This window comes from Nostoc sp. 'Peltigera membranacea cyanobiont' 213 (assembly GCF_002245975.1).
Lineage (GTDB): Bacteria > Cyanobacteriota > Cyanobacteriia > Cyanobacteriales > Nostocaceae > Nostoc.
Genome location: NZ_NOLI01000112.1, coordinates 1 through 25938, shown reverse-complemented (window position 1 = coordinate 25938; position 25938 = coordinate 1). Strand labels below are relative to the sequence as shown.

General features: G+C 41.0%; 22 protein-coding genes. 11 read left to right on the top strand and 11 right to left on the bottom strand.

Annotated elements, in window-relative coordinates:
* Positions 1-125: 125 nt before the first annotated feature.
* From CDG77_RS24690 to CDG77_RS24665, 6 genes are all read right to left on the bottom strand, one after another.
* The gene (locus CDG77_RS24690; protein ID WP_094331982.1) at positions 126-623 is read right to left on the bottom strand and encodes a PAAR domain-containing protein; all 498 of its coding nucleotides are present in this window, start codon (positions 621-623) and stop codon (positions 126-128) included.
* 49 nt (positions 624-672) lie between these two features.
* The gene (locus CDG77_RS24685; protein ID WP_094331981.1) at positions 673-2406 is read right to left on the bottom strand and encodes a VgrG-related protein; all 1734 of its coding nucleotides are present in this window, start codon (positions 2404-2406) and stop codon (positions 673-675) included.
* Between the two features lie 80 nt (positions 2407-2486).
* A complete protein-coding gene (locus tag CDG77_RS24680) occupies positions 2487-3050 on the bottom strand; it encodes a CIS tube protein (RefSeq protein ID WP_094331980.1) in 564 nt (187 codons plus the stop codon).
* A gap of 38 nt (positions 3051-3088) precedes the next feature.
* Positions 3089-6358, bottom strand: a complete 3270-nt coding sequence (locus CDG77_RS24675; RefSeq protein WP_143857086.1) for a hypothetical protein — start codon at positions 6356-6358, stop codon at positions 3089-3091.
* Between the two features lie 23 nt (positions 6359-6381).
* On the bottom strand, positions 6382-6906 hold the full coding sequence (locus CDG77_RS24670; protein WP_094331978.1) for a phage tail protein: 525 nt from the start codon (positions 6904-6906) through the stop codon (positions 6382-6384).
* Positions 6906-7145, bottom strand: a complete 240-nt coding sequence (locus CDG77_RS24665) for a hypothetical protein (RefSeq protein ID WP_094331977.1) — start codon at positions 7143-7145, stop codon at positions 6906-6908. The genes CDG77_RS24670 and CDG77_RS24665 overlap by 1 nt, the downstream gene beginning before the upstream one ends.
* 192 nt (positions 7146-7337) lie before the next feature.
* On the opposite strand from CDG77_RS24665, the gene CDG77_RS24660 reads away from it, so the two are divergent.
* Positions 7338-9377 carry an eCIS core domain-containing protein gene (locus tag CDG77_RS24660; protein ID WP_223269955.1) on the top strand — a complete coding sequence of 680 codons (2040 nt, stop codon included), beginning with the start codon at positions 7338-7340 and terminating at the stop codon, positions 9375-9377.
* Positions 9378-9649: 272 nt separating this feature from the next.
* Here CDG77_RS24660 and CDG77_RS24655 read toward each other — a convergent pair whose 3' ends face one another.
* Genes CDG77_RS24655 through CDG77_RS24640 form a run of 4 tightly spaced genes read right to left on the bottom strand, consistent with a single transcriptional unit; the run spans position 9650 to position 14276 of the window.
* The gene (locus tag CDG77_RS24655; protein WP_094331976.1) at positions 9650-10303 is read right to left on the bottom strand and encodes an FHA domain-containing protein; all 654 of its coding nucleotides are present in this window, start codon (positions 10301-10303) and stop codon (positions 9650-9652) included.
* Complete coding sequence (locus tag CDG77_RS24650) at positions 10281-12413, bottom strand: substrate-binding domain-containing protein (RefSeq protein ID WP_094331975.1); 2133 nt, start codon at positions 12411-12413, stop codon at positions 10281-10283. Before CDG77_RS24650 ends, CDG77_RS24655 begins: the two co-directional genes overlap by 23 nt.
* Positions 12414-12456: 43 nt before the next feature.
* Positions 12457-13131, bottom strand: a complete 675-nt coding sequence (locus CDG77_RS24645; protein WP_094331974.1) for a response regulator transcription factor — start codon at positions 13129-13131, stop codon at positions 12457-12459.
* A 23-nt stretch (positions 13132-13154) separates the two neighbouring features.
* A complete protein-coding gene (locus CDG77_RS24640) occupies positions 13155-14276 on the bottom strand; it encodes a sensor histidine kinase (protein ID WP_094331973.1) in 1122 nt (373 codons plus the stop codon).
* A 482-nt stretch (positions 14277-14758) separates the two neighbouring features.
* Here CDG77_RS24640 and CDG77_RS24635 point away from each other — a divergent pair, with 482 nt between their 5' ends.
* From CDG77_RS24635 to CDG77_RS24590, 10 genes are all read left to right on the top strand, one after another.
* Positions 14759-15598, top strand: coding sequence for a Pvc16 family protein (locus CDG77_RS24635; protein ID WP_094331972.1), 840 nt, complete (start codon positions 14759-14761; stop codon positions 15596-15598).
* A gap of 30 nt (positions 15599-15628) precedes the next feature.
* Positions 15629-17290, top strand: a complete 1662-nt coding sequence (locus tag CDG77_RS24630) for a phage tail sheath family protein (protein WP_094331971.1) — start codon at positions 15629-15631, stop codon at positions 17288-17290.
* A gap of 92 nt (positions 17291-17382) precedes the next feature.
* Entirely contained in the window at positions 17383-17838 is a 456-nt protein-coding gene (locus tag CDG77_RS24625; RefSeq protein WP_094331970.1) for a phage tail protein, read from the top strand.
* A 112-nt stretch (positions 17839-17950) separates the two neighbouring features.
* Entirely contained in the window at positions 17951-18445 is a 495-nt protein-coding gene (locus tag CDG77_RS24620; protein WP_094331969.1) for a phage tail protein, read from the top strand.
* A gap of 11 nt (positions 18446-18456) precedes the next feature.
* Positions 18457-18816, top strand: coding sequence for a hypothetical protein (locus CDG77_RS24615; RefSeq protein ID WP_094331968.1), 360 nt, complete (start codon positions 18457-18459; stop codon positions 18814-18816).
* 282 nt (positions 18817-19098) lie between these two features.
* Positions 19099-19482, top strand: coding sequence for a hypothetical protein (locus tag CDG77_RS24610; protein ID WP_094331967.1), 384 nt, complete (start codon positions 19099-19101; stop codon positions 19480-19482).
* Complete coding sequence (locus CDG77_RS38895) at positions 19446-19628, top strand: DUF6760 family protein (RefSeq protein ID WP_083782463.1); 183 nt, start codon at positions 19446-19448, stop codon at positions 19626-19628. The genes CDG77_RS24610 and CDG77_RS38895 overlap by 37 nt, the downstream gene beginning before the upstream one ends.
* Positions 19625-21640, top strand: coding sequence for an FHA domain-containing protein (locus CDG77_RS24600; RefSeq protein ID WP_094331966.1), 2016 nt, complete (start codon positions 19625-19627; stop codon positions 21638-21640). Before CDG77_RS38895 ends, CDG77_RS24600 begins: the two co-directional genes overlap by 4 nt.
* 159 nt (positions 21641-21799) lie before the next feature.
* Positions 21800-23980: a CHASE2 domain-containing serine/threonine-protein kinase gene (locus CDG77_RS24595; protein ID WP_094331965.1), complete on the top strand. Its 2181-nt coding sequence runs from the start codon at positions 21800-21802 to the stop codon at positions 23978-23980.
* Between the two features lie 142 nt (positions 23981-24122).
* Positions 24123-24341, top strand: coding sequence for a hypothetical protein (locus tag CDG77_RS24590; protein ID WP_094331964.1), 219 nt, complete (start codon positions 24123-24125; stop codon positions 24339-24341).
* 171 nt (positions 24342-24512) lie between these two features.
* On the opposite strand, the gene larC is transcribed toward CDG77_RS24590, so the two are convergent.
* A complete protein-coding gene (gene larC, locus CDG77_RS24585; RefSeq protein ID WP_094331963.1) occupies positions 24513-25799 on the bottom strand; it encodes a nickel pincer cofactor biosynthesis protein LarC in 1287 nt (428 codons plus the stop codon).
* Positions 25800-25938 lie beyond the last annotated feature (139 nt).

Genomic DNA, 25938 nt, shown 5'->3' with positions numbered 1-25938 from the left:
GGGCAGGGGGCAGGGGAATAAATTAAGCTTCGTGAATGAGTCTTTGAACTCCGTTAATGAACCTCAGAGCTTCGTTAATGAGTCTTTTTTACTTGTGGACGCAGATTCCTTACATTCCAATTAAATTAGCCGCCAATCAAAACAGTGGGATTACCTTTGATAATTTTATTCGGTGGCCCTAATGCTTCTATAATAGTGTCGCCCATCCGAGAGGCGGGTAGGTTGTTAATCAGAACAGTCTGGCTGCCGTCAATCACAACCCCAGGCCCGTGAGGAGGCAAGGGTAAAGGTGTAGTGCAATTATGAATATCAGCACCAGCAGCAGCAGCAGCGATCGCACTACCCATAGTAGCTGCTGATGTTGCCTTTGTAGTTTGCTCAGTAGCTAAAGCACCAGGTAGTCCTGGTGTACCAGCAGCCGCTAGGGTAGCAGCCTCAGCCACTTGAATAGCTGTATCAGAAATTTGCTTGGCGGATTGCAAAGCTGGTACTGCTGCGGCAAGCACGCCCCGCCACGCAGGTAAAGATCCAATCAACACATTAGGACTACCCGGCCCTCCTGTTAAAACTGGGGGTAAAGGATGCGCCACATTGTCAGTAATTCTTGCTGCCGGTTTACCCACGACAACCTCCTATTATGTTAATTACGAATTACGAATTACGAATTACGAATTAATTAAGTCGAATCAATGCACCTTTGACTGTAATCGTGCCGTTGGCTGAAATGTCTATATTTCCAGCAGCATCTAATGACATATTACCTGTTGATTTTACTGAAACAGATTTAGCCATATCGTCCATTTTTATTCTATGACCGCCTTTGGTTTCAATCTCTATGCACCTTTGACTATCATTGAGATATATTTTATGACCGTCTTTAGTTTCTACGCGAATACCTGTTTTACTACTTCCTTTATCCTCTTCAACAAACTGTAAAACATGACCAACGCGAGTCTTAATGGTGCGTAATCTTACGCCACTTGTAACTGAATCACCCACCTTTTCCGGTGGTGCATCCTTCCCGTTCCATACCCCGCCAATGACGTAGGGACGGTGAATATCGCCATGTTCAAAACCTACCAAAACTTCATCGTTTACCTCTGGTAAACAGTCGAAGCCTCTGTTTTGACCTGCTCCCACAGCTACAACTCTCGCCCAGTCACTTGTATGGTCTTCTGTGAGAGTGGGAAACTTAACTTTCACTCTGCCCATTTTCTCTGGGTCTTTATTATCAGTTACAATTCCGACTAATAAAGTCTCAGACGGCTGTAGACGTTTTTCTGGGGAGAGAGTTGTGAATAAGTTACCAGAACGTAGCCCCCGGACGCTGAAATCAGTTTCATAAACGCGCTGATTAAAGAAATGGCGAGTTTCTGTAACATAATATTTACCACTATAGCGATCGCCCATACCCTCAAGATTAATAACCCGTCCAGGACGAATCTCAGGATTCCCAGTCGCTTTGGCATCTGCATAAACAAATTCTCCTCCCAGTTCATCACACAAAGCCTGAGCCATAGCCTTTGCTTGATTTTCACTGGTAACAGGTTTATCTACAACAGTCATTTTGGGCGAATTAAGATTAGAAAATGCAGTACTTGTACTACTTCCTAGCTTATTACCTGTCTCAGTTACTTGCTTCTCTTTCTTGGCTATTTGGCTAATCAATCTTTTCTGGCTATAGTCCCAGGCACGTACTTCCACAGAACTCACCTGTTCAGCACTGGTGACGCGGGTACTAAATTTACTAATATTAACTAGCCATTTGAGTGATAAACTTCCCTGAACTTTTGGGTTGCAAAAATTTATCTTGTCCTCTGTAATAAATAATTCAAAACCAATGCGGGCAGCCCTTTCCCGCAAAAACTCCATATTAGTTTGATTTTCTTGGAAGACATACTTATGAACTTCGCTAGTTGACTCTATATTGCCAAGTTTTATCCCTACTTGTTTAACTACTTTCTTGACTATATCACTATCAGTTTCATTCAAAAAAGAACGATTATAACGCCCTCGGTGAAGACGATGGGAAATATCATAGCCACGAACAATAATATCAGCTTCAGATTTGTCATTGAAGTGAACTTCCATTGCTGTAATTTCGCCTTGCATCAGAAAATCTTCTTCTACATCTTTTTTAAAATTAGGATCTTGAGTAGTACTTCCACTAAAACCCAACTTCACTTTTTTCCCAATCTTAAATACCTGCTCATATCGCCAAGGCTTGTTTTCTGAGCGTTCAGAAGTGGGAAGATAGCTATTATGTACTACTAGGGTAAACATTGCTGGTAAATGAAGGCTTTCTTCTATGGTGATTTGCACCAAATCTTTCATCAATTCTGAAGAATCGTCTAGTCCTTCTATCTGAACTTTAGGTTGACTTAAATAAAGGCTTTCCTTAGTCATAACTATTATTTTAAAACCATGAAATGTTCAAAGCAGCCTGGAATTAGAAAGTACTAAAAAATTAATATTTAAAAATTTGGTTACTTTGGCTTATCAGTTTTTCCGAGCTTTTGATTTGCCTGGCGATCTTTGCCTTTAGAAGCTGATTCTTTTCCTACAGGAAGGTTTGTTTCATCTACTTGTTGTAAGGCTATATCTACCATTGCCCTGACTGGTGTGCCATCAGTAAGAAACATATTTAAAGTGTAAGTTAGACTTGTGATTACACAATAAAAATACTCTGTTCCCCAGATAAATCTGTAAACAGGTGGACGCGTATCAGGCTTATCGTCGATACCTTCTACACCTTGCTTGATAATGCTTACGTACTTCATTACCGATTCTTTAGTTTCATAAGTATCGAATAGTAACTGTTTAAGTGTGAATTTGTAAGGCTCAAGGCCAGAAAAGTTAACTTTAGGGAAAAGTTTGGTAGTTCTATTCCCTTGCTGACTTTCCCACGTCACAGTTCGAGTAAAACTAATGTCTGTAGGATTAAACATCAATTCAATATCTTTCGTTGCTCCACTTTTATAAGCCACAAGTTTGGCTTTTTCAAGTTGCGGTTGACGTTTTTGAATAACAATAATTGCTGGACTTGCCATTTGAATATTTCTCCAAAAATTAATTATTGAATGGAAATCTACCAAGGTAATCTACCTGAGTAACCGCCATGACGTTCTCGCTCAATTTCTATCCGTTGTCGTAATCTGTGATAAATTTCACGGGCTAGAGCTTCCAGATTAGCTGTATCATCTTTCTCATCTCCTTGAGAAGATGAAGATGCGCTCTCTATCGTCTCAGTTACCGGTTGTATTTCTCTAGATATATCGGGTAGAGTGACTTCTCCACCATTAGCAAAGCCTCTAGGTGAAGGAAGATGTTTAGCAAAAACTTGTGGCGATTCTGAACCATGAGAAAATTCATAATTTTGGCTGTTTGATTCCCCATCATGAAAATTAAAGCTAGTGAAATCATCATTATTTACATTTAGTAAATCTTCAACACTTGACCATTGAGAAGGTGTATTTGACGACTGTGAAGATGTATAAGTTGTAGGATTTGCTTTTCGGAAAATTAGGGGAGGCGATGAGTATTGAGGTGAAGCTTCACCGACATCTATTGTTTCATTTTGAAGAGGATTAAGCTGTGGAGAATTGAAAATCGAAAGTTTCTTTTGATTAATATTCAATCCCAAGGGAGAAGGAATTAAGGAATTGGATATCTCAGGTGAATTAGTCTCAGCGCTTTTTAGCTGTAATGAAGTGTCTGAAAAAGAATCGACTTTAGTCGGAGTCTTTGGGGAAGTTGTTTCTTCTGGTTCTGTAAGATCGGGTGTCTGTAAACTTGGAAGGATAATATCGTGCGGTATTCCACCAGTGTTGATGTGATGTAGCAAAGGTAGATTCTTCTGTGCATCCCTGGTATTAATCACAAACTCCCCAGGTGAAAGCATTGCTGGTACTGTATCTGAGGGTGCTATGTGCTGGCGATTTTCAACGGGGGAATCTGTAACATGACCACCAGTAGCATAACCTTTAGGTGCGGGTTTTTGTGCGATCGCATTTTGCTCAACTTTAGGTGCTGTGCTTACCTCATCTTGTGGATAAGTTGGGTTTTCTAGAATATCTGGATTATCCCAGGTTAATATTTCAGGATTTTCTGATTCTACTGTTTCAATAATTTTTCTAAAAATACTTGCTTCTCCAACAATTTCAGGTGAAGTGGCGCTAGCTACCGATGCTTCACTAATTTCAGGTAAACTGGCGCTAGCTACCGATGCTTCAACAATTTCAGGCGAAGTGGCGGTAATTGTTGGTGCTTCACCAATTTCAGGCGAAGTGGCGCTAGCTACCGATGCTTCAACAATTTCAGGCGAAGTGGCGCTAGCTACCGATGCTTCACCAATTTTAGGCGAAATGGCGCTAGCTACCGATGCTTCAAAAATTCCAGGCGAAGTGGCGGTAATTGTTGGTGCTTCACTAATTTCAGCTAAACTGGCACTAACTACCGATGTTTCACCAATCTCAGACGAAGTTGCGATAATTGTTGGTGTTTCATCAATCTCAGGTGAACTAGCACTAACTACCGATGCTTCACTAGTTTCAGGTAAAATGGCGGAAATTGTTGATGCTTCAATAGTTTCAGGCAATGCTAAGATGGAATGATTTTCTGTAAAATCGCTGGTAATATCCTCATCACGTTGTAGTGAAGTCACATTTGCTGAGATATTAACAGCCATACCAGACTGTGACTCTGAAGTTATTAACTCTTCATTATTATCAGAGTTGCTGAATAAACTAGTTGTGTCTTCAATATAGGCTGAAGTAGGTATTAACTCAACAGGCGCACTGGCTAGAAATTCACTTGTAACACTCAAATCAATTTCCTGACTTTTCCCGGTATCTGGAAAACCTTTTTTCTGCAAGGAGAGAGGCTTTAAATTCTCCCCATCCCCTTGTAAGAAAGTAGGCTGGAGGGTTAGGTTTTGCGTTAGATTTTCTACATCCTGTGAAAAATCAGGATTAAGTTCTTGTTTTACTGCAATTGATTTTTTTACCAATGAAGGTTCAGAATTAGATTCTGATTCTACAGTGTTTTCATCATTTGCTAAAGGAGAAAGTAATGTAGGATCGCTATTAACATCAGGTGAAGTAAGTGCTGACGGTAAAGTTAAATAATTTTCAACTCCAGGATTATCTGTGACAAAAGAATTTTGGTTGCTTCTTAATATTGAGTCTGTTTCAATAACTTGACTTACCTCAAAATTACTATTTATATTTGTTAACTCTTCTTCCTGCGATGGAGAGATTAAAGTTGATAAGCTCTCTTGCGATTGGATTAAATTTGTTTGAGTAGTGCTAATTTTATTGTCCACAACAGAAGAAACTTGATGTGCTTCAATATCTTGTTGTGAGGCCGTTGGGCTGACTAAACTATCTAAAACATTAGCTGAGTCTGATGCTTCGGTGATTATTGTTTGATCGTTATTGGAAAATTTATTAGATGGGGTAAATATTTTTTCTACATTATTAGTCAAAGGATATTCTATAGACGGAGCTTCGACTAATTCACTTGTATTATTATCTAAGTTAATCTTCTCTTGTAATGGTAAAATGCTTTCTGTTATAGGCAACTCTACACTGGGTGAGCTAGATGGAAACTCAGAAGTTGTGTGCAGATTATTGCTAAGAGTATTCCTGAATAGAGTTGATGTATCTTCAATTAAAGATGGAGTCTTTACTGTTGTAGTAGTAACATAATTATTGTTATTTATGGTGTTCTCTGAAGGACTATCCATCTGTAAATTTGGGGCTTCTAAGTTAGCTTTAATCGATGGAGATTCTTCGTTATTAATAATAACATTATTTTCATTAATAAGTTGTTCAACTTTTTTAGCACCCGATGATGCGATCGTCTTTTTAGCTCTAGGTTTTGATTTTGACTTTTTTGCTGCTGGCTGTTGAGGTTTATTTGTTTTTTTTGATTTAGATTTACTTTTGATACTTAATTCTTGTGAAGTGTTGTTACTCGGATTTTTTTCAATGCGAGTCGGCAGTATTGCTGGGGTACTGTCTTTTTCTGGCTTATTACTATTAATAGTACTATTCTCTAGTGGATCTATTAAATCATAAGAATCAAACTCAAGCAATGCAAATTCACTGTTTATATCCTCAGCATCCCAACTATCCCAACCTATTAATGGTTGAATCGATGGCTCATACTGACGAGACAAGAAAAAGTTAGCGGATGTGACTAATGGTGGTTTAGTTTGTATTGTACTAATAAAATTACTTCGTGAATGCAAAGAGTGAGATTCTTTCTTCAAGCTCATTCTTTGAGGATTCGACAAAGGTGATATTACCCCAAGGGGATGAATATTGTTTCCTAACGAAGATGGAGTAATTTGCATAGTTATTGTTGGATAGTAACCAATTAACTAGAAACGAAATATCCTGTTTTTTGATTTCGTTGTACAGAAGTGCCTCCTCCTGTAGACCTTGCTATTTGTAAACCTTCATAAGCTAAAGTTAATTCTTCAATTGCAACTGCTTTTCCATCTGCTTGGAGTGCAGGTGTTTTCCAGGTTATGGGAATAGCGCCAATCAAAGTCCAACTCATCATCGTTTCACCAGCTTGGTTAAAAATCAGAATATTGACATTACGCCGAGATGTTTTCTTTTGTTCATCAAAAACTGCATTCATCCAGTTCCAAAAACCTGGATGATCGGTAAATCCTCGCTTCAGGGTTATGTCTGCAAATTCTGTATGACCTAAATAAATTCTTTGCTGGTCGTTGACACCACCTTCCTGAAAAACATTTTTCTTAATTTGAACACTTAATCCTGTACATTCAGCAAAAGATGCAGCAATAGAACTGTCTATTTCGACATAGAACCGATTAGTAGTAACATAATTTAATTCGTGAGTAATGTTGCCGTTATTAGCGCCTGTAGCCATCACAACCACCTTTGAGAATCATAACTACCTACCCTTTCGCGCTGCGATCGCAGGTCTTCTAGCAAAAGTTTATACACGTGTTCTGTTAGTTGGTTCATCAGCCGTGAGTCGTTGAGATATTTACTTGCAGTTTTAGCCGCCTTGCTACCATCAGATGCTGCTGAAACCCCGGCGTATCCAGCAGTACCGCCAACATCTCCATCGAAGGTGAAAAAACTTTGTTGCTGTTTTGAGTCCATAAATAAAAAACCTCTCCTAGAATCCAGGCTAAAGGTACAGCATCAGAATCAAAAGTAGCCAAAAGTCGAACTTAGTTTTTGCCTAGATTTAAACTTTTGAGGAATTGTGTAGAAAATGCGATCGCAGTACCCTAGATGTTAGTAACAGCAAAATCATTCATCTAGCTACTACTTGGGTAACAGGATAAGAAAATGAGAGAATATGTCAGCCGGAAGAAACAAACTACTACAGGCTTCTCAATTCCATCCCTAAAACACCCAACACGCGGCTTTGGTTTTGAGTCGTCGGCAATTTCACGCCAAGCGGTTCCGAAAATACAACCACTTAATCAACTAGTTACTCACGATATCAGTCACATACCACTGCGATCGCAAGCAAAACTCTCAATAAGCCAGCCTGGAGACATTTACGAACAGGAAGCTGATAGCGTCGCACAACAGGTAATGCAAAGAATGGCGCAACCAGTAAATCGCCAGTCTATTCAACGAGAAGCATTACCAGAGGAAGAAGAAGAATTACAGATGAAACCGATGGCAAATTCCATCACGCCTTTGGTGCAACGAGAAGCATTACCAGAGGAAGAAGAAGAATTACAGATGAAATCTCTGGACAATAGCACGCTGCAACGACAAGAAGCACCAGAAGATGAGGAAGAATTGCAGATGAAATCTCTGGACAATAGCACACTGCAACGAGAAGCATTGCCAGAAGATGAGGAAGAATTGCAGATGAAATCTTTGGACAATAGCACACTGCAACGAGAAGCATTGCCAGAGGATGAGGAAGAATTACAGATGAAATCTTTGGACAATAGCACACTGCAACGAGAAGCATTGCCAGAGGATGAGGAAGAATTACAGATGAAGCCGATGGTGCAGCGCCAGGCTGAGGCTGAGATAGCTGCTGCGCCTGACTTAGAAGCGTCTATTAATCAGGCAAAGAGTGGGGGACAGTCAATGGCTGACAACATCCGCAAACCGATGGAACAGGCGTTTGGCGCTGATTTCAGTGGGGTGAAGGTTCACACGGATGGTAAATCTGACCAGTTAAATCAATCAATACAGGCGCGGGCTTTCACAACAGGACAGGATGTGTTTTTTCGGCAGGGAGAATATAATCCAGGGAGTCGAGGGGGGCAAGAGTTGTTGGCGCATGAGTTAACCCATGTTGTGCAGCAGAATGGCGGGGCTGTGCAGCGAAAAGCCATGCCAAAAGAATATCTCCAAGCTAAGTCAACCCTACGGAGTGGGGAAGCGATCGCAGAATTGAGAGATTTTCAGGAAATGGCCAATAACAGCCCACAAACTAAACAAGCACCTCAATTGCAGGCGATGGCTGACAATTATTCAGATCGACAACCCATCCAGAAAAAAGAAAGCCTTACAGAACCAACCACAAGCTTAACGACTGCTTTATCAAGTGAGTACGTATTGCAACGGAAGATTAAGATTAAGGCTGATAAGGGTAAAAAAACAAAAACATACGCAAACTTTAAGGCTTTTGAAAAGTCCCCATCCTATGAGACACTCATGGGCAGTCTTGCTGAACTCGATGTCGATCCAAAGGTAGTTGAATTCCATCTCAAACAACTCTTTTCCACGGAGGTAGAATTCGAGAACGAACAACATTTTACGGAAGCACTAATTTATGACATCCAACATAAGAGTATGCCGGATCGGGAGCATACCTTACAGGAGCAGTACATGACACTTTACGGCTGGAAAAAACGCGAGGCTGGAAACCAACCAGCAAAGGCTACTGGAGCAGACGAAGGCGAAGTTGAGACATTGAAGGTATACCGGACAATGAAATTAGAGGACTGGAAAGAACTTGAAGGAGGTAATAACGCGAAGCTAAGTGGGCATTTAGGAGACTTCAAACAAGCTCAAAACTACTTATATCGTAAAAGCCCTGAGCCGAAAGTACTTATAGAATTTACACTGCGTCCCGGAGCCGAACGGGATTTGTTTAATACTGGGATAATGGCGTTCCCGGATGTAAAGGGAAAGACTGTGCCAAATTTGATAAAAAGCACATTGATACAAGAAGGAACGAGCGACTCATTCGCAAAGGCCTCAACGAATGAAGGCACAGCACCAGACAAGGTTGGGATTAAGTCAGAGGGTGGTGAAGCTGGGTTTAGTCTGGGGATTGGTGGTGGTACATCGCCTGAAGTATTTATGGGGTTAGTTGCAGACAAGAAGGTTATTGGGAGATCGGAAGCGGAATAGAAAGCAGAACGCAGACCTTCTCATGTAGCAGCTATAGCGCGATCGCCAATTTTTTAGGGTGCGTTAACAAAGAAACGCACCAAACCAATCTAATGGTGGATACTATGAGAGATATTAATTTGGCATGAACAATGAGTATTTTAAAATCGAAGGGTAGTTGATAAGGGACTTCCAAATAAAAAAATACCCCACAAGATTGGGTAATTTATTTGTTGGAAGTCCCCAACCCATCAACTACCCATAAAATTTGACAGATTTTAGTAGCTGTTTTACTACACAATATATACCGTAAAGTTAACTAGATTGTCCTGACCAAATCGCAATGAATCTCCATTAAGCAGGCGATATTGCATACCAGGAGTGAGAGAATTGTTGTTTAAATAAATACCATTTGTACTCATATCAACAATCATGTATGCATTTTGCGACCAGTCCCAATCGACTCGGGCGTGACGACGAGAGACTATTCCCTCACTAGGGATACCAGTCAAGTCAATTTCGGGTGGTGCTATTCCTGGACTCTGACTGCGGCGACCAATATAACCTCCTTCCCCAACGAGATGAAATTCTCTGCCGGTGCTATGAATCAGCTTTAAGGCTGGCGCTCTTTGAGGTGGAGGGGTATAAACTGGGGGTGTTGGTTGATAAGCAACCCGTGGCTGATAGACTGTTGAATAATCAACGGGGGCTTGTTGAGGAGGTTGGTAGTTAGGTTGGTCTGTTGCTGGCCGCTGATACTGAACAGGCGGAGGTTGATTAGACGGTTGTTGACTAGGCTGTGGTTGAATAGGTGGTTGTGGTGTAGGGGAAACTACATTATTCACAGGGCCCACAGGAGTCGAACACCAGGGACAAACCTTAGCATTGTTAGGCAGGGCGCGGTTAAAATATTCGCAACTAGGATTAGGGCACCGATTTGCAGGCATAGGAATTTATATCATCAGGCATAGGTTGTAAAGCTACAAGACCTACTTTACTAAGTAAACACTGACCCTGACGAGTGGTTAGCATCTGGGCAAATGTAGAACCACCAGGCAGGCGGCTGCTGTCTTTAGGGTACACTACAAAAATAGGGTATCCCAGGGGGTAGCTTTGGAAAGTTGTGACATCAACATAATAATCATCATGTTGACACAAGTCATCTGAGGGATTAATTGAGCGGCGATCGCGCCTTTGAAACAGAGGTTGAATTGCTGACTTTTTACCATCTGCGATCGCTAGCGGATAGCCAGTACACTGACTCGAAGTTTTACTGATAATGCCAAAACTGATAATACCAGTGGTTCGCCCCTCTAAAGTCTCACTGCGGATCTGATTTTGGGTTTTTGTTGTATCAAGTTTAGTAACTTTCGCTGTAAATAAAGCTTCGTCTTGAGGGGCATTTTTGAGAATTATTTCTTTAAATTTACTGATTGCTTCTGGTTCAGTTGGAGCAAAAGGTTTCACAGTCAGATTTGGAAGTTTGGGACTAATTTGCTGCCAATTGGTAATTTTACCTGTGTAAATTTGACGCAATTGCTCAATATTTATTTGCCCACCCAGAGCATTAGCAATATTTGAGTCTCTTTTATTAAATGCTACAAAAACAAGTAATCCATCATAAGCAACTTGTCTTTTAGTAAGTTTATCTGTGATGTTGTCTGCCAAACTAGTAATTGCAAAATCTTTTTTGCTTGTTTGGACTTCTTCAATACTTTTAATCGGATTATTTATATTGGATGACAAAACAGATTCATAGTTAAATGTTGCTGTTGCATCTGGCTTTGGTCTGGTCAACAAATCTCCTAAACGACTGTTGTCTACCGATTGCGTCAAAACAAAGCTCCATGTACTGTCTTTTTCTCCTGTGTAAGTAAATTGTCCAGAAGGGACGTTAGGGACTTCAGAGAAATTCCGCACAAGTCTAGACCAGAGTATATATTCGTTAGGATTATCTGTTTTCTTGCCCAAAAGCCAATATAAAATTCCCCCGCCAAGTAGTAATAAAGCCAGAATTCCTAACAAAATTAAAGGCATTGACAAAGGCTTTTCTATTACTTGAGAAGCTGGAGAACGTACCGAACTCTTACCACTATCTTCTTTAGGAAGTTGTAGCAGTGCTTGACGAGCCGTTTCCGCATTCTCGAAAGGAGTTTCTAGCCCCATTAAACGATAAATAAACTGCTTCAAATGGCTATCTGTATCTGGCCATTGTTGATTATCTCTAGGGTCGAGAGGCTGGTTGGATAAAAAATTAATTGTTCTTCCTGCCCACAAATAAAATGCTAGCAACCCTAATGATTCTAAATCTTGCTCGGGTCTGGCGGGTGCGGGTTGAGTAATAATAGGTGGAATAAATAAGTTTTCCCAGATAGCTAAATCGCAAAAGTATATAGAGAACTTTTGATTATTTTCTACTTTAATTAAAGTACTATCTAAATTAATGTTGCCGTGAGTTATACCCAGTTGTGTTTGATTGGAGGGGAAACGCAGCTTTTGGGTGTGGAGAAACTGGAGAGTTTGTAAACCTTGATTTAGTACCTCACGCACATCAAGAGATGTCATTGCTCCCTTTTCTATGAGATACTTACCTAAAGTTTGGGATGACTCTATTCCTTGAGTAATTAAATAACAACGCTCTCCTTTTTCATCTGCGATCGCTTCTTTAGTTTCCACCAGACGGAAGTTTTGAATTCTACTATCGGCTAAACTTACCCCACCCACCCGTTTAAAAGTATCTTTGCGCTTTTGAGTCTCGCTTTCATTAAAAGAACGATTGGGTAGTAGGTATTCTTTGATGATGACAGGTTGTTTGTCCTTGAGTTGGATACCTGAGTATAAGCGGCCTAAACCCCGCACACCAATAAAACTAGCTATTTGATAAGTCCCCTGATTTCCTTTAATCTCAGCCTCCTGTGGTAAAGTTGCCGGAAAACCACATTCCAAGCAAAACTTAGCCCCCTTGATTTGCTGCGCCGTTTGAAAAGGGCGATCGCAACTTAAGGGAGAATTATACGAACAGGGGTATTGTTGATAAAAAGATTCAAATGAAGGCATAAGCAAAGAGTTTCGTGAATTGCGCCGATTACTTCCGTCGCGCTCAAGCGTGAACTAATCCTAACTTGAGGGCAGCCACAATCGCTTGAGTCCGGCTAGTAACCTTCAATTTTTCAAAAATACTGGTGAGATGTGCCTTAACAGTCGCAACTGTTACATATAAATGTTTGGCGATTTCTTCATTAGAAGCACCTTGAGTTAACCAGTATAAAACCTCTTGCTCTCTTTCGGTTAAATGCACTTTATGACATGCTTTTAGACAAGAATCTGAGTAAGCCTGAAAAAACCGGAAAAATCGACTAGCAACTTCTGAAGGTAGATAAATTTCCGCTCTTGTCACAGTCTCAATCGCCTCACACAATTGTGTTGCTACACGATTTTTAAACACATAACCTGCGGCTCCCGCCTGCATTGCTCTAAAAATCCAGTCGTCTTCTTGATGAGCCGACAACACTAAAATCTTGCCAGTGTAAGCAGTTTCCTTAAGACGTGCTAAAACTGTAATCCCATCACATCCCTTCAATTGCATATCCAGCAAAATTAAATCTGGACACTTTTGGGCTATAAACTTTAAAACCTGCTCCACAGAATCTGCATCACCGATAACTTCTACAGGTAAGGCAGAATTAATACTATAGAAGTTGAGAAGAGTCCGTAATCCTTGGCGGAACCGTTCTTCATCATCTACCAACAAAACCGAAAGTTTATTATTATTCATTTTTGTTAATTACGAATTATGAATTAATTCCCGCTCCTTGGTCGAGGTAAAATTACAGAGAATTGCGCTCCACTTTCTGATAAAACTTGCGCCCAAATACTTCCTTGATGATCCAAAATAATTTTCTTAGCAATAGTTAAGCCTAGTCCTGTACCTCCTTTACGCCGGGAATAAAATGGAGTAAAAACTTTTTGTAAATCCTCTTGAGATAATCCTGTCCCTTGGTCGGAAATTTTAATTAAAACTTCATCTTGAAAAATTTGCCAGCTACAGGTAATAGTTCCTGAATTAGGACTAAAATGGACAGCATTACTGAGAATATTGTCAAATACTTGTTTCATTTGCAATCTGTCTATTCTCAGTGTCGTTGATGTATCGGGAATCGATATTTTAATTTTTTTCTGATTAATTAGAGGTTGTAAATTTGTGATACTTTCAACAACTAAACTTCTTAAATCTTGGTGTGTTGCCCTTAATTTTGCTCCTTGTCCACAATCAATAAGCTCGTTTAAATTCGTATCTAAATCTTGTATGCTTTCGCCAATAATTGTTGCTTGCTCTTGCCAAGGACTATCTTCTAAGCCTAAGCATAAGTTATGTGCATATAATCCTATAAGCCCTAGAGAGTTACGTAATTGATGCCCTATTCGATGCAAAACATCTTCTAGGAGTTGAATTTCAGTTTTTTGTCTTCCATAGTCTAAGTAAATATCTATATACTTACTCAAGAGCATAGCAGAGCGTTTAACAGACACTTGCAAACTCTCTGACAGAGGTTTATGAGTAATGATTTGAATGTATTCAGGTTTTTGATTTCTATAGGCTATGGGGCAAATGTAAGAAATAGATGAAAAATCCTTCAGCTTAAATTCATGCAAAGTCAAAGCAGGCGGAAAATCTGTCAGCCATCCTTCTGAGCGCAAATAATCCAAAGTTTTTCGAGAAAAAGGAGCTTGGTTTTGACCATAACTTATAACTTCCTGATGATTTTTCAGCAAGCAATCATGATAGACAATCCGAGCGAAAAGAATTGGATATTGACTAGTTAACTGCTCAGACTCTAGCTGACAAAAGCTCTGAATATCTGAGGAATTCAAATAATTCGAGCCATTCTCTAGTTTTTGTACAGAAAAGCCTAGTGTCATAGCTTCACTCGCTTTTTGCAACCAAATGTTTTAATCTTCTGCCGACTAGTATAAAATTATGCAGTCCCAGGAATGTTTATTTTTTTGTTAAGTTATCTTGTTAGATAGTTAATACAAAGAATTATTAAGTTTTTATTTGGATGCACTTCTCCTTTTTTTAAGTATATACAGTGTCTAGTATTGTTGTTTGCAATACTAGTAAAATGTCCAGTCCACAAAAAAATGTAGTGCATCCCATTAAGAATTGCTCCAGACTAATCTACAAACTGAAGTTACTGCTTTTCGGATTTTTGAATCTAATATCTTCCAGTTCCCTCAATCATCATTGTGGGAAGATTGGGGAATGGGTAATGGGTAATCAAGACTCAAGAAGAGTTTTTCAATTCCCAATCCCAAAAATATCGACAAAAGTCTAATTAACTTTAGAAGACCGATACATATACTGTAGATGCATCTGGATTAGCTACCAGCAGAACACCTTCATGCTTATCTTCGTTCTTCAAACTTTAGCCGAAATTCTCGCTGGAGGAACCTCACTTACCAGTACAGAGCAAATTGACTTTAGCCATCCTGGTAATCGAAGGGAAGAGGGAGCAGGCCCGACTCTCAATTTATACATTTTTGATATCCGTGAGAGTAAGCAGGTACAACATTCTGGTAGGCAAGTTGAGCGCAAGCTAACACGCGCTCTACAACCTGCTACTGTAAATTGGGCACCCGCTTGGTTTGATGTTTCGCTGCTATTAACAGCCTGGGATAGAACAGCTTTAGGTGAACATCACTTTATTAGTGAGGCGTTGGCTGTACTTTTGCGCCATCGCACCTTAGAAGAGGAGTTTTTGGTTCCTGAGTTACGGGGCTATGGTAATTTGAACATGACAGTTGCCCTAGAGCCGCCAATTGAAATTGGCTCTTTATGGAGCGCTCTGAATGTGCCATTGCGTTCAGCCTTATATTTGACAGTTACAATCCCCTTCGAGCCACAACCTACTCCAGTACCTTTGGTTTGGGAGCGGATTTTCAATTTGCGAAATCAATTATCTCGTGATAGCGACAGTCTAGTATTAACCAGGCGAGTTGCGATCGCGGGTATTGTCAAAAGTGCGGTGACAAATCTGCCGTTGGTAGCGACAGAGGTAACTGTGAGGGGAACTGAAAAATCCATATTAACCACTAAAGAAGGGCTGTTCTTCTTTGAAGACCTTCATTTAGGTAATTATGTTTTGATTCTGAATCATCCTGGCTATTTACCCCAAAACGTCAATGCATTGGTAGATAACCAAAGTAATACTTTCAAAGAAATATTTCTAACTCCTGAATAATTAGCTTTTTACCGACTTGGAGAGACTTTCATGGCTAGACTTGATTACTTTGCTCCTGGTGTCTATATTGAAGAAATTGACCGGGGTAGCCGACCAATTGAAGGTGTTAGCACGGCAGTTGCCGGATTTGTCGGCTTTACAGAAGACGTTCGTGGTGGGGCTGAGTTATACAAGCCCATGCTAGTAACCACTTGGACACAATTTTTAAACTACTTTGCCCGTCTCAACTCTGACGGCTTCACCGACTTCAACGCCTATTTACCCTTTTCAGTCTACGGCTACTTTATGAATGGGGGCGGTCGCTGCTGGGTAACAAGCATTGGCACTCAGTTACCAGGCGCACCCAGACCGGCAACTCCAGAACCGGCTACCCTGAGAATCAACTCTAGAGGTAATCGTCCAGCCCTCCGCTTTACTTTGCGCCCTGAGCAAGCATCAGGCGGATTAGTAAATCTTGTAATTATTGATGGTTCGCCCCGCGCCTTACCCGAAGGTACTGAAGGAGAAGCGCCTCCAAATACAGGCGAATATTTCACCATCCAAATTCGTCGGGGAGATGAACTTTTAGAGGAATACGAAAACTTGACAATGAACCGCGAACCTGCTGCTCAAGCAGCGACTTATGCGGTGACGGCATTGAGAAATTCCATGTACATCACCTTAGAAGACATAACTCAAAGTGGACAGCCTTTAGCTCGTCGTCCGGTAAATGGTCAATATGAACTAGCGCCGCCCATTGTCGCCGCCCCACCCGACAGATTTTCGCAAAATTTAGAAGGGGTTCGAGACGATCGCACCGGGGTACGCGGTATCTTTGAAGTTGATGAAATCACAATGCTGGCCTGTCCTGATGTGATGCGGGCTTATCAAGAGCAGATACTTAATTTAGATCAAGTCCACGGCATCATCGAACTGATGATTAGTATGTGCGAAGGTTCTGCCAGTGGCGATATTCCCAACCCGCCTAACCGTATGGTTGTCCTTGATGCGCCACCGGATGCCGTCAAACCTCAACAAGTAGTGGAATGGTTGAATAGATTTAACCGTCGTTCGATGTTTGCGGCCCTTTATTATCCTTGGATTAAAGTACCTAATCCACGCGATCGCGGTAATCCAATTTTAGTACCTCCTTGTGGTCATGTGATGGGTGTTTGGGCCCGCACCGATGAAACCAGAGGAGTTTACAAAGCGCCTGCAAATGAAGTTCCTAGAGGCGTAATCGGTTTGGGCTATGACACAAACTTCCGCGAACAAGAACTATTAAATCCCCTGGGGATAAATTGCATTCGCAACTTCCCAAATCGAGGTATTCGCATTTGGGGCGCACGCACTTTAGTTGAGCCAGATAAAACAGAGTGGCGTTACATCAGTGTGCGGCGGTTAATTAGCTATATTGAGAAATCCCTAGAATTGGGAACTCAATGGGTAGTTTTTGAACCGAACGACCAAGATTTATGGGCGCGTGTAACCCGCACCGTCAGTAATTTCTTAGAGCGTATCTGGCGTGAAGGTGCTTTATTTGGGGCATCTCCAGCACAAGCATTTTATGTCAAGTGTGACGAAGAATTGAACCCACCAGAAACCAGAATTTTAGGACGTTTGTACATCGAAGTCGGTGTTTGCCCAGTCAGACCGGCTGAATTTGTGGTTTTCCGCATCAGCCAATGGAATGGCATTGAAGATAGCGAATAGTCCAAGAATTCTCCTCTTGTAGAGACGCGATTTATCGCGTCTCTCCCCATTCCCCATTCCCAAATTAACTACACACAAAGGAGTCTAAAAGTATGGCAGGCGAATTTTTAACCTCTTGTAAATTTTACTTTGAGGCTGATGGAATTACTGATAAATTCATCAAAGAAATTAGTGGACTAGGCGTTGAAAATACACCAGCGCAAGAAGTCCACGGTTCATCTAAGGGCGCTAAACTAATGCGTCAAGCTACACCAACTGTTGTTAAATTTACCAACATCACAGTAAAAGTCATCGCCACTGATGATATAGACCTTTATAAATGGTATCAAGATTGTAACGAAGATATGGGCGATCCTCGGAAGTGGGCACAAAATCGCAAGACGGGTTCAGTGGTTGCTTACGACCAACAAGGCTCTGAAAAAGCACGGTGGAACATTGTCAATTGCTATCCTTGCAAATATACTGGCCCTACATTAACTGCCTCTGGTGGTGATATGGCAAATGAAACAGTTGAATTGGTTCACGAAGGAATTAAACGAATCAAATAATCGTAATTAGGTAAAGCCTGCGGCATAGCTTTGCTTAGAGCGTAGCGGTAGCGAGTCGCAAGCTTCATTACGAATTACGAATTACGAATTACGAATTACGAATTATTTAACAGTGGTACAATCCGCAAGCCGAATTCCAGAAGTTCTGACAGCCCATCGGTTCTATTTAGAACTGACACTAGAAGGTCAAAACGATGCCAATTGCTTCTTTTTGGAGTGTCAAGGCTTCAAAAGAACCCAAGAGGTAATTGAAATTTGTGAAGTTACCTCTCAAACCTGGGGTACAAAAGGGCAGTCAAAAGGTCAAGTGGTGAGAACTAAACTTCCTAGCAATCCTAAAAGTGGTAATCTCACTCTGCGTAGAGGTACCACTAAATCTATGGATTTTTGGAAGTGGTTTGAAAAAGTCGAAAAAGGTAATTGGTCTGGGCAACGTAGACTTGTTGCTTTGTCTATTTATAATCAGGCAAATGAAGAAGTAGCTAGATTTGAATTAGCCGGTGCTTGGCCCGCAAGTTACAAAATTGCCGATGTTAACGCCCGCAGCCATGACATCGAAATTGAGGAAATGGAGGTTGCTTTTGAGGAATTTAAGCGCGTGAAGTAATTAGGAGGAGTATGTTTCCTACAGAGTTTGAATTTACATTGCCAAAGGGGTATCTAGACTCTGAAGGCAACCTCCACCGCAAAGGTGTAATGCGGTTATCAACGGCGATAGACGAGATTGCACCCTTGCGTGACCCACGCGTTAAAGCTAATCCCGTTTATGCCACAATTATTATCTTGTCACGAGTGATTACCCACTTGGGTGCTTTATCAGAAGTAACTCCTGCAATAGTAGAAAACTTTTTTGCCCAAGATTTAAATTACCTGCAAGATTTTTATCGTCGAATTAATGGCTTGGAAAATGGCTTGGAAAGCGAAACTTCCATACCAGAAGATACAATAAATTCCCCCGAAATAGTTCTTCATAATTGAATGGGGCACTGGGGGATGAGGGAGATGGGGAAAAAGAACTAGTTATTATTGCCAAATGACCAAATTTAACTAATTTTGGGAGTTTAAGTGAAGAGCAACTAACAAGTGGGAAGTTTTGTAGCGGAGTCTAAATCGCCGTTACAAAACTTAATTACGTTAGCGTAGCGATAGCGAGTCCGCGTACCCTTTCAGGGAAGCAAGCTACGCTTTTAGCGTCTCGTAGAGAGCGTCATTACGAATTACGAATTACGAATTACGAATTACGAATTATTTTAATTACCTATGCCCCGTAAAAAGGATACTCTCTGTACAGAATTTGCCTTCACTCTTCCTAGAGGATTGAGTGATAGCGAACAACGAATACATCGTCATGGGGTGATGCGTTTAGCCACCGCCAAAGATGAAATTTTGGTGCAACAAGAGCGCAGAGTTCAGGAAAATCCAGCTTACGGCGTATTAGTAATGCTTGCACGGGTAATAACTCGCTTGGGCAGTCTCAATTCTGTTAATCCTGATTTACTTGAAGAATTACTCTTGCATGACATTGCCTATCTCCGAGAATTTTATAATCGAATCAATCAGCAAGGTGATGTACATATTCCGACACAATGTCCCCACTGTAATACTCAATTTTCAGTGGAGCTAGAACTAGCGGGGGAGTCGTAAGCTACCCCTCTGATACTTTATATGAGGAGGTAGCTTTTATTGCTTATCATTTCCATTGGTCACAAGATGATATTTTAAATTTAGAACATACTACCCGTCAGCGCTGGGTAGCAGAAATCAATAAAATTAACCAAAAATTAATATGAAAGTAAAAGTTAGCTACTCACCAACTCTCAGTGAAGTCAAGGAAGTTGACCTTACCACAGAAACTACAACCAGAGGAGAATGGTTAATAGGTCGTTCTCCTGATTCTGATTTAGTATTAGACAGTCCTGATATCAGTCGGGTACATGCGAAGTTTTTTGTTAAAAGTGGAAATTACTACTTCTCTGACCTTGGTAGTAGAAATGGCTCAATATTTAATGGGAAACAAGCTGAAAAAGAACGATCGTATTCTTTGAGTGATGGAGATATTATCAGGATTGCAGATTACGTTCTAATTTTGGAAGCAGTTGCTCCTGCTTATGAACAACCAGAGACAGTCTTTAGAATTATAGACCCTTCACTGTTTTCTCGGCCGCGATCGCCTGAAAATGTCAGCGCTGCCAATGTTACCAATTCAGCCCCAGAAGTAGTTAACGAAGTTCCAACGCCAATTAGTCAAGAAGTAAAAACACCTTCCCCAGAAACCAGCGAAATCTCAGAAGTTGTTGCTACTCAACCAGATGATGTCATCCCAGTTGTTGAGGTAATCGTTCCTGAAAACATTGTTCAGGCACCAGAAGCAATCAGCGAAGTTCCTCACGATAGCCGTGATGAAGTTGTGGATTTGCAAACACCAGAAGTTAGCGCCAATAGTGAGGAAGTTTCTTTTACTGTAGCTGATGATGCGATCGCAGCACCGGAAAACATCATCGAAACTCCTGAAGAGGCAAGTATAGTTCCAGAAGCCACTCACGATAATGTTGCAGATTTTGAAGCAGCACTCGAAGCAGAATCTACTTTTGTACAACGGCGTGATACAAGTGCCATCCCCGAAGCTACGTCCGATGAGGATGCAGAGTTAGAGGCAGCCCTCGAAGCAGAAGTCACTTTCGTACAGCCGCGTGACATTTTCCAGCAAATTCCTGCACCAAGTACCATTCCCGAAGCTACGTCAGATGAGAATGCATTAGAGGAAGCACTCGAAGCAGAAGTCACCTTCGTACAGCCGCGTGACATTTTCAGCGAAGTATCTGAAGAGGAGAGTACCATTCTTGAAGCTACTCATAATGAAAATGAAGTAGTAGATTTAGATACGCCAGTCGCAGAAGAAGTACATTCAGATTTGGGTGAATTTGTCAACGAAGTTCCTGAAGAAGAGATTCAGCCGTCAGAAAAATTGAGCCAAGTTACACCAGATGTCAATGATGAACTGCTAGATTTAGAGAGGTCATTGGCAGCAGAAGACAGTGCAGATGTTGACGAAGTAGAACCTAGTTTGGCTGTTGATGAAACAGGAAGGGAAATTTCGGAAGCATTGACGGAGCCTGATAACATCGTTGCGGAAGTTTTAAGCAATCAATACATTGATTTTAATAATGCAAGTACTGAAGAAGTTAGTCTATATGTTGATGATGTTGCTGCACAAATAAGTGAAATTTCCGACTTCGGTTATATTCCATCTTTGGAAACAACAGAAAGTGGAGCTACTGAGAGCATCAGTCAAACGATTGAAGAGACTTCTAAAGCAGAAACAACTCAATATCATGAAACTATTGCAGAGACTTCTGAAATAGAAGCAACTCAATCTGATGAAACTCCAGAAGAAACAAATGTCAGTGAGCCTCCGCAAGCGATTATTGAAAGAAACATAGTACTCATCGCTCATGAGAGCAAAAAATCAGAACTTGCTGAATTTGTTTCTCAACATCAAGAATTTTTCTCACAGAGTTTTACAATTACCTGGCCATCTGTTGGTGAAGTTTTACATCAAAAGGCGGGAATAACTATTAGTCAACAAACCCCAGCACCAATTTCTGGAGGGTATCAAACAATTGCTTCATTGGTTGGAGCAGGAGAAATTTTAGCAGTTATTTTCCTGAGAGATTTGCTGCAACCTCAGCCTGGTCAAGCAAATGAAGAAGCGCTGCTAAGGTTATGCACTATTAATCAAGTTTTACTGGCAACTAATTTGCCAACAGCAGAGGCAATTGTGCATTATCTTAAACAGATATAGCCCTACTTAATCATTCGTAAGCAACAATATCCCCAACTTTTTTAAGAAGTTGGGGATATTGGTATTTCGAGAAAAGTTGCAAATTGCATAGAATAATTTCAATGATGAGAATTGGGATAAAAAATATGTATATTTTAAAGTAAAATATATTTAAAAGAAATGGTTGTGAATTTTAAAAGTTTATTTAGACAGCCAGTTATTTTGTCAAGTGCGATCGCTACACTTTTACTAGTAGGCATTCAAAAACTTGGGGTTTTCGAGCCTCTAGAGATGAAGGTCTATGACCAGATGATGCAATTACGTAGCGACCCAGGCCCAGACTCTCGTTTATTGATTGTTGCTTTAACTGAAAAAGATATCCAAAAGTGGAATTGGCCCCTATCTAGCGAACTTCTAGACCGACTGTTAGGAAAACTTGAAGCTTATGAACCGCGAGCCATTGGTCTAGATATTTTCCGTGACTTACCAGTACAGCCTGGTCATGAAAAGTTGCTGCAACGCCTACAACAGAGCGATATCATCATTCCTATTTGTAAACATTCTGGTTCTAACAATCCGGGAATAGCACCGCCAAAAGGGGTTGAAGCAGAGCGAGTAGGATTTAATGATGTTGTAGAAGATACTGATGCTACAATTCGTCGCAACCTATTATTGGTAAGTGCAGAAGAATCCGATTCTTGTCAAAGTACTTATTCTTTTAGTTTACAGCTAGCACTCAAATACTTAGAAGTTGGAAACATCCGACTAGAATTTACCCCAAAAAAGGAACTACGACTACGAGATACTATATTTAAACCCCTGCAAAGTAACGCTGGCGGTTATCAGAAAGCAGACACAAATGGCTACCAAGTTTTGCTTAATTACCGTTCTGGTCATCAAATTGCCCAGCAGGTAAGTATTACAGAAGTGCTTGAAAATCAAGTTAAACCAGATTTGGTGAAAGACCGCATCGTTTTAATTGGTTCAACAGCTAATAGTTTAAATGATATTTTTAATACGCCTTTTGCTACTGGTAAATCAGATAATTCCGGCAAAATGGCAGGAATTGAAATTCATGCCCACAGTATTAGTCAAATTCTTAGTGCTGTTCTTAACAAACAGCCTCTATTTTGGTTTCTACCTGAGTGGGGGAAAGTCCTGTGGATATGGGGATGGACTGTAGTTGGTGGGTTACTGGTATCGCGGATTCAGCATCCGCTAGGCTTAGGACTAGCAGGAGCAACAGCCCTTGCTTTGTTATTTGGAGGCAATTTTGTCATTTTTACCCAAGCTGGATGGTTCCCAGTAATCCCTCCGGCGTTGGGGTTAGTATTTACCGCCGGGAGTGTCCTTGCCTATAGTGCTTATCAAACGAAACAAGAACAACAAGAAATTACCCAACGGGTTCAAGAACACCAACAATTAATTGTGGAATTGCAAGGTCTTTTACGGCAGCGCGGTGATGCCTTAAATGAAGCACCAACTGTAATTGCTGATTCCATCGGGCAAGATATTGCACTAGGAACCCTACTAAACAACCGCTATAAAATTACTCAAGGCTTGGGTTCTGGTGGATTTAGTAATACTTATTTAGCTGATGATATCCAGCGTCCTGGTAATCCGCAGTGTGTGGTTAAACAGTTGCGTCCCCCCCGCCAAGATGCAGAATATTTAAATGTCGTCAGACGATTATTTGATGCTGAAGCAGAAATTTTAGAAACTTTGGGTAAGCATCCACAAATTCCCCAACTGCTAGCTTTTTTTGAAGAAAATCGGCAATTTTCTTTAGTGCAAGAATTTGTGCGAGGGCACGCGATGGACAAAGAGCTAACCTCTGGGAAGCGACTAAAACAAGCTGAAGTTGTGGATATACTCAAAGAAGTTTTACACGTGCTTGTTTTTGTGCATAGCTATGGCGTAATCCATCGAGATATTAAACCTAGTAACTTGATTAGGCGAGAATCAGATCGACATATTGTTTTAATTGACTTTGGTGCTGTTAAGCAAATTCACCCTCAGCAGCAAGAAGCTCAGACCATTTCAATTGGTACTCCTGGTTATGCACCTTCTGAGCAAATGAGTGGTTTGCCAAAACTCAACAGCGATATTTATGCGTTGGGAATTATGGGAATTCAGGGTTTAACTGGAGTAGACCCTAGAGAATTTCGCAGAGATATAAATACTGGTGAAATAATTGTTCAAGGCGAAGCTGATGGCAATCAACAGATTTGGCAACATTGGCGCGAACTAACTGACGCTACAAACGATTTAGTGATTATTTTAAATAGAATGGTACATTTCGACTTTACGCAACGATATCAGTCAACAGCAGAGGTGCTAAAAGCTCTCGAAATTCTTTAGTAATCAATTAGCTCACCCGAATGGGTGAGGAATAAATCAACCGATCGGGCGATCTAAGTGCAGGAAGTTAAGACTGAACAAAAAATGAGAATCTATTATTCAAGAAAGCTAATTGCACTTGACTAGAAATAAAAATAATTTTATGAAACTCTCAATTTTGATAGATTCTGTATTAATTGTCACTTCTATTGCTTTATTGCCTGGAATCGGTGGCGCTCAAACAACTACTAACAATAGTGGCAAACCTGTAGCTATTAACTCCAATAATTTACCCACTTCTTCTACAAAAGTCAGCGACCTCAAACCCATTCATGCTGTATTTATCGCTCATCAAGGAGGAAAAGCTTCTGTTTCCCATTAATCACCATCCCATTAGCAAAAATTACTTTAACCCTTCCAATCTTGGAGGGGTTTTTAGTTGGTGTTGGCTCTGGTGCATTGGTGTCAAGTTAATGTAAAAGCGATTCTAAAATAAGCTTTTATAGGTTGTCTGCTTCTCAGTCAGAGACAGAAAAGGAGGAACGAAGAGATTTTAACTATTAACTAAATACCAACGCTGTAGCGCCAACCGTTGAATTTCACGCCAGGGAATATTATGTTTTCGGGCTAACTCTGCACAATCTTCATATTCTGGTTGCACGTTAGCAATAACTTTTTCTGGTGATTGTCCTTTCCATGCTACTTTGACACGGACTTTGCCATATTCAATTTCCACATGTTGGATTTCCCGTTGTAAAATGGCACGTTGCTGAGTTGTTCGCCGAATACCCAAAGTTGTAGTTTCACGAAATATAACCCTTTCACAACTGAGTAAATTTTCTGGATGACAAATCGCAGTCAGCAAAATCCCTGGACGAGACTTTTTCATTGCGATCGCTTGGGTAAAAACATCCACCGCACCAGCAGCAAATAACGCCTCAAATACATAGCCGATCGCTTGGGGATTTAAGTCATCAATTTGGGTTTCTAGTACTGAGATGGTTTCTAAATTTGAGCTACTATCTTCAGAATCGCTGAAATTTGACTGTAAACTTGTGCTTTCGCCCAGCCAGAGGCGTAAAATATTGGGAATGGGTAAATTTATGGTTCCTGCTCCCAGTCCTACCTGCTTGATAGCGATCGCGGGTGGTGAACCAAAGTCTCTTACCAAAGTAGTAGCGATCGCGGCTCCTGTTGGTGTTACCAGTTCTTTATCAATGCCGTTACTATAAACTGGACAACCCCGCATTTCCCACAGTTTTAATACTGCTGGTACTGGTACTGCCATCTGACCATGTGCAGCCCGAACAGTACCGCCACCAGTGGGGAACGCCGAGCAATAAAGTAGGGGCAATCCTTTGTCAGTACTTTCAATTCCCAGCCAATCTAACCCCAGGCAAGTACCCACAATATCTACGATCGCATCTATAGCACCCACTTCATGAAAATGAACTTTTTCAGGAGAAATGCCATGCACTGCCCCTTCTGCCACTGCTAACTGTCGGAATACCGCTAAACTCCAAGCTTCTGCCCGTGATGGCAACCCCGCTTTGAGAATCATCTGCTCGATTTCTGGCAAGTGGCGTGTGTGATGGTGACTGTGTTCGTGGCCGTGGTGGTCATGGTGATGGCGATCGCGTACTAAATCCACATGGACTTTAGTCGCCTGCTGGCCATTCCGTTGGACAAATTCCGCCCTTAACTGATATTCCTGTTCAATACCCAACCCATTGAGTTTTTCAATTAAATACTCTACAGGAACACCCAAACTGACCAAAGCACCCAGACACATATCACCAGAAATTCCTGTCGGACATTGAAGATAAGCAATTTTATTCATAATAAATTAGTCATTAGTCATTAGTCATTAGTAATTAGTCATTGGGCATTGGGCATTGGGCATTGGGCATTGGGCATTAGTTATTCTCCTCTGCTCCCCCTGCTCCCCCTGCTCCCTTATCTCCCTCATCTCCCCCACT

What these genes read in the sequence shown, in the direction of transcription:
- CDG77_RS24685 (WP_094331981.1), bottom strand. Translation starts at nt 2,406, where the DNA reads ATGACTAAGGAAAGCCTTTATTTAAGTCAACCTAAAGTTCAGATAGAA.
- CDG77_RS24680 (WP_094331980.1), bottom strand. Translation starts at nt 3,050, where the DNA reads ATGGCAAGTCCAGCAATTATTGTTATTCAAAAACGTCAACCGCAACTT.
- CDG77_RS24675 (WP_143857086.1), bottom strand. Translation starts at nt 6,358, where the DNA reads ATGCAAATTACTCCATCTTCGTTAGGAAACAATATTCATCCCCTTGGG.
- CDG77_RS24670 (WP_094331978.1), bottom strand. Translation starts at nt 6,906, where the DNA reads ATGGCTACAGGCGCTAATAACGGCAACATTACTCACGAATTAAATTAT.
- CDG77_RS24665 (WP_094331977.1), bottom strand. Translation starts at nt 7,145, where the DNA reads ATGGACTCAAAACAGCAACAAAGTTTTTTCACCTTCGATGGAGATGTT.
- CDG77_RS24660 (WP_223269955.1), top strand. Translation starts at nt 7,338, where the DNA reads ATGAGAGAATATGTCAGCCGGAAGAAACAAACTACTACAGGCTTCTCA.
- CDG77_RS24655 (WP_094331976.1), bottom strand. Translation starts at nt 10,303, where the DNA reads ATGCCTGCAAATCGGTGCCCTAATCCTAGTTGCGAATATTTTAACCGC.
- CDG77_RS24650 (WP_094331975.1), bottom strand. Translation starts at nt 12,413, where the DNA reads ATGCCTTCATTTGAATCTTTTTATCAACAATACCCCTGTTCGTATAAT.
- CDG77_RS24645 (WP_094331974.1), bottom strand. Translation starts at nt 13,131, where the DNA reads ATGAATAATAATAAACTTTCGGTTTTGTTGGTAGATGATGAAGAACGG.
- CDG77_RS24640 (WP_094331973.1), bottom strand. Translation starts at nt 14,276, where the DNA reads ATGACACTAGGCTTTTCTGTACAAAAACTAGAGAATGGCTCGAATTAT.
- CDG77_RS24635 (WP_094331972.1), top strand. Translation starts at nt 14,759, where the DNA reads ATGCTTATCTTCGTTCTTCAAACTTTAGCCGAAATTCTCGCTGGAGGA.
- CDG77_RS24630 (WP_094331971.1), top strand. Translation starts at nt 15,629, where the DNA reads ATGGCTAGACTTGATTACTTTGCTCCTGGTGTCTATATTGAAGAAATT.
- CDG77_RS24625 (WP_094331970.1), top strand. Translation starts at nt 17,383, where the DNA reads ATGGCAGGCGAATTTTTAACCTCTTGTAAATTTTACTTTGAGGCTGAT.
- CDG77_RS24615 (WP_094331968.1), top strand. Translation starts at nt 18,457, where the DNA reads ATGTTTCCTACAGAGTTTGAATTTACATTGCCAAAGGGGTATCTAGAC.
- CDG77_RS24610 (WP_094331967.1), top strand. Translation starts at nt 19,099, where the DNA reads ATGCCCCGTAAAAAGGATACTCTCTGTACAGAATTTGCCTTCACTCTT.
- CDG77_RS24600 (WP_094331966.1), top strand. Translation starts at nt 19,625, where the DNA reads ATGAAAGTAAAAGTTAGCTACTCACCAACTCTCAGTGAAGTCAAGGAA.
- CDG77_RS24595 (WP_094331965.1), top strand. Translation starts at nt 21,800, where the DNA reads ATGGTTGTGAATTTTAAAAGTTTATTTAGACAGCCAGTTATTTTGTCA.
- CDG77_RS24590 (WP_094331964.1), top strand. Translation starts at nt 24,123, where the DNA reads ATGAAACTCTCAATTTTGATAGATTCTGTATTAATTGTCACTTCTATT.
- larC (WP_094331963.1), bottom strand. Translation starts at nt 25,799, where the DNA reads ATGAATAAAATTGCTTATCTTCAATGTCCGACAGGAATTTCTGGTGAT.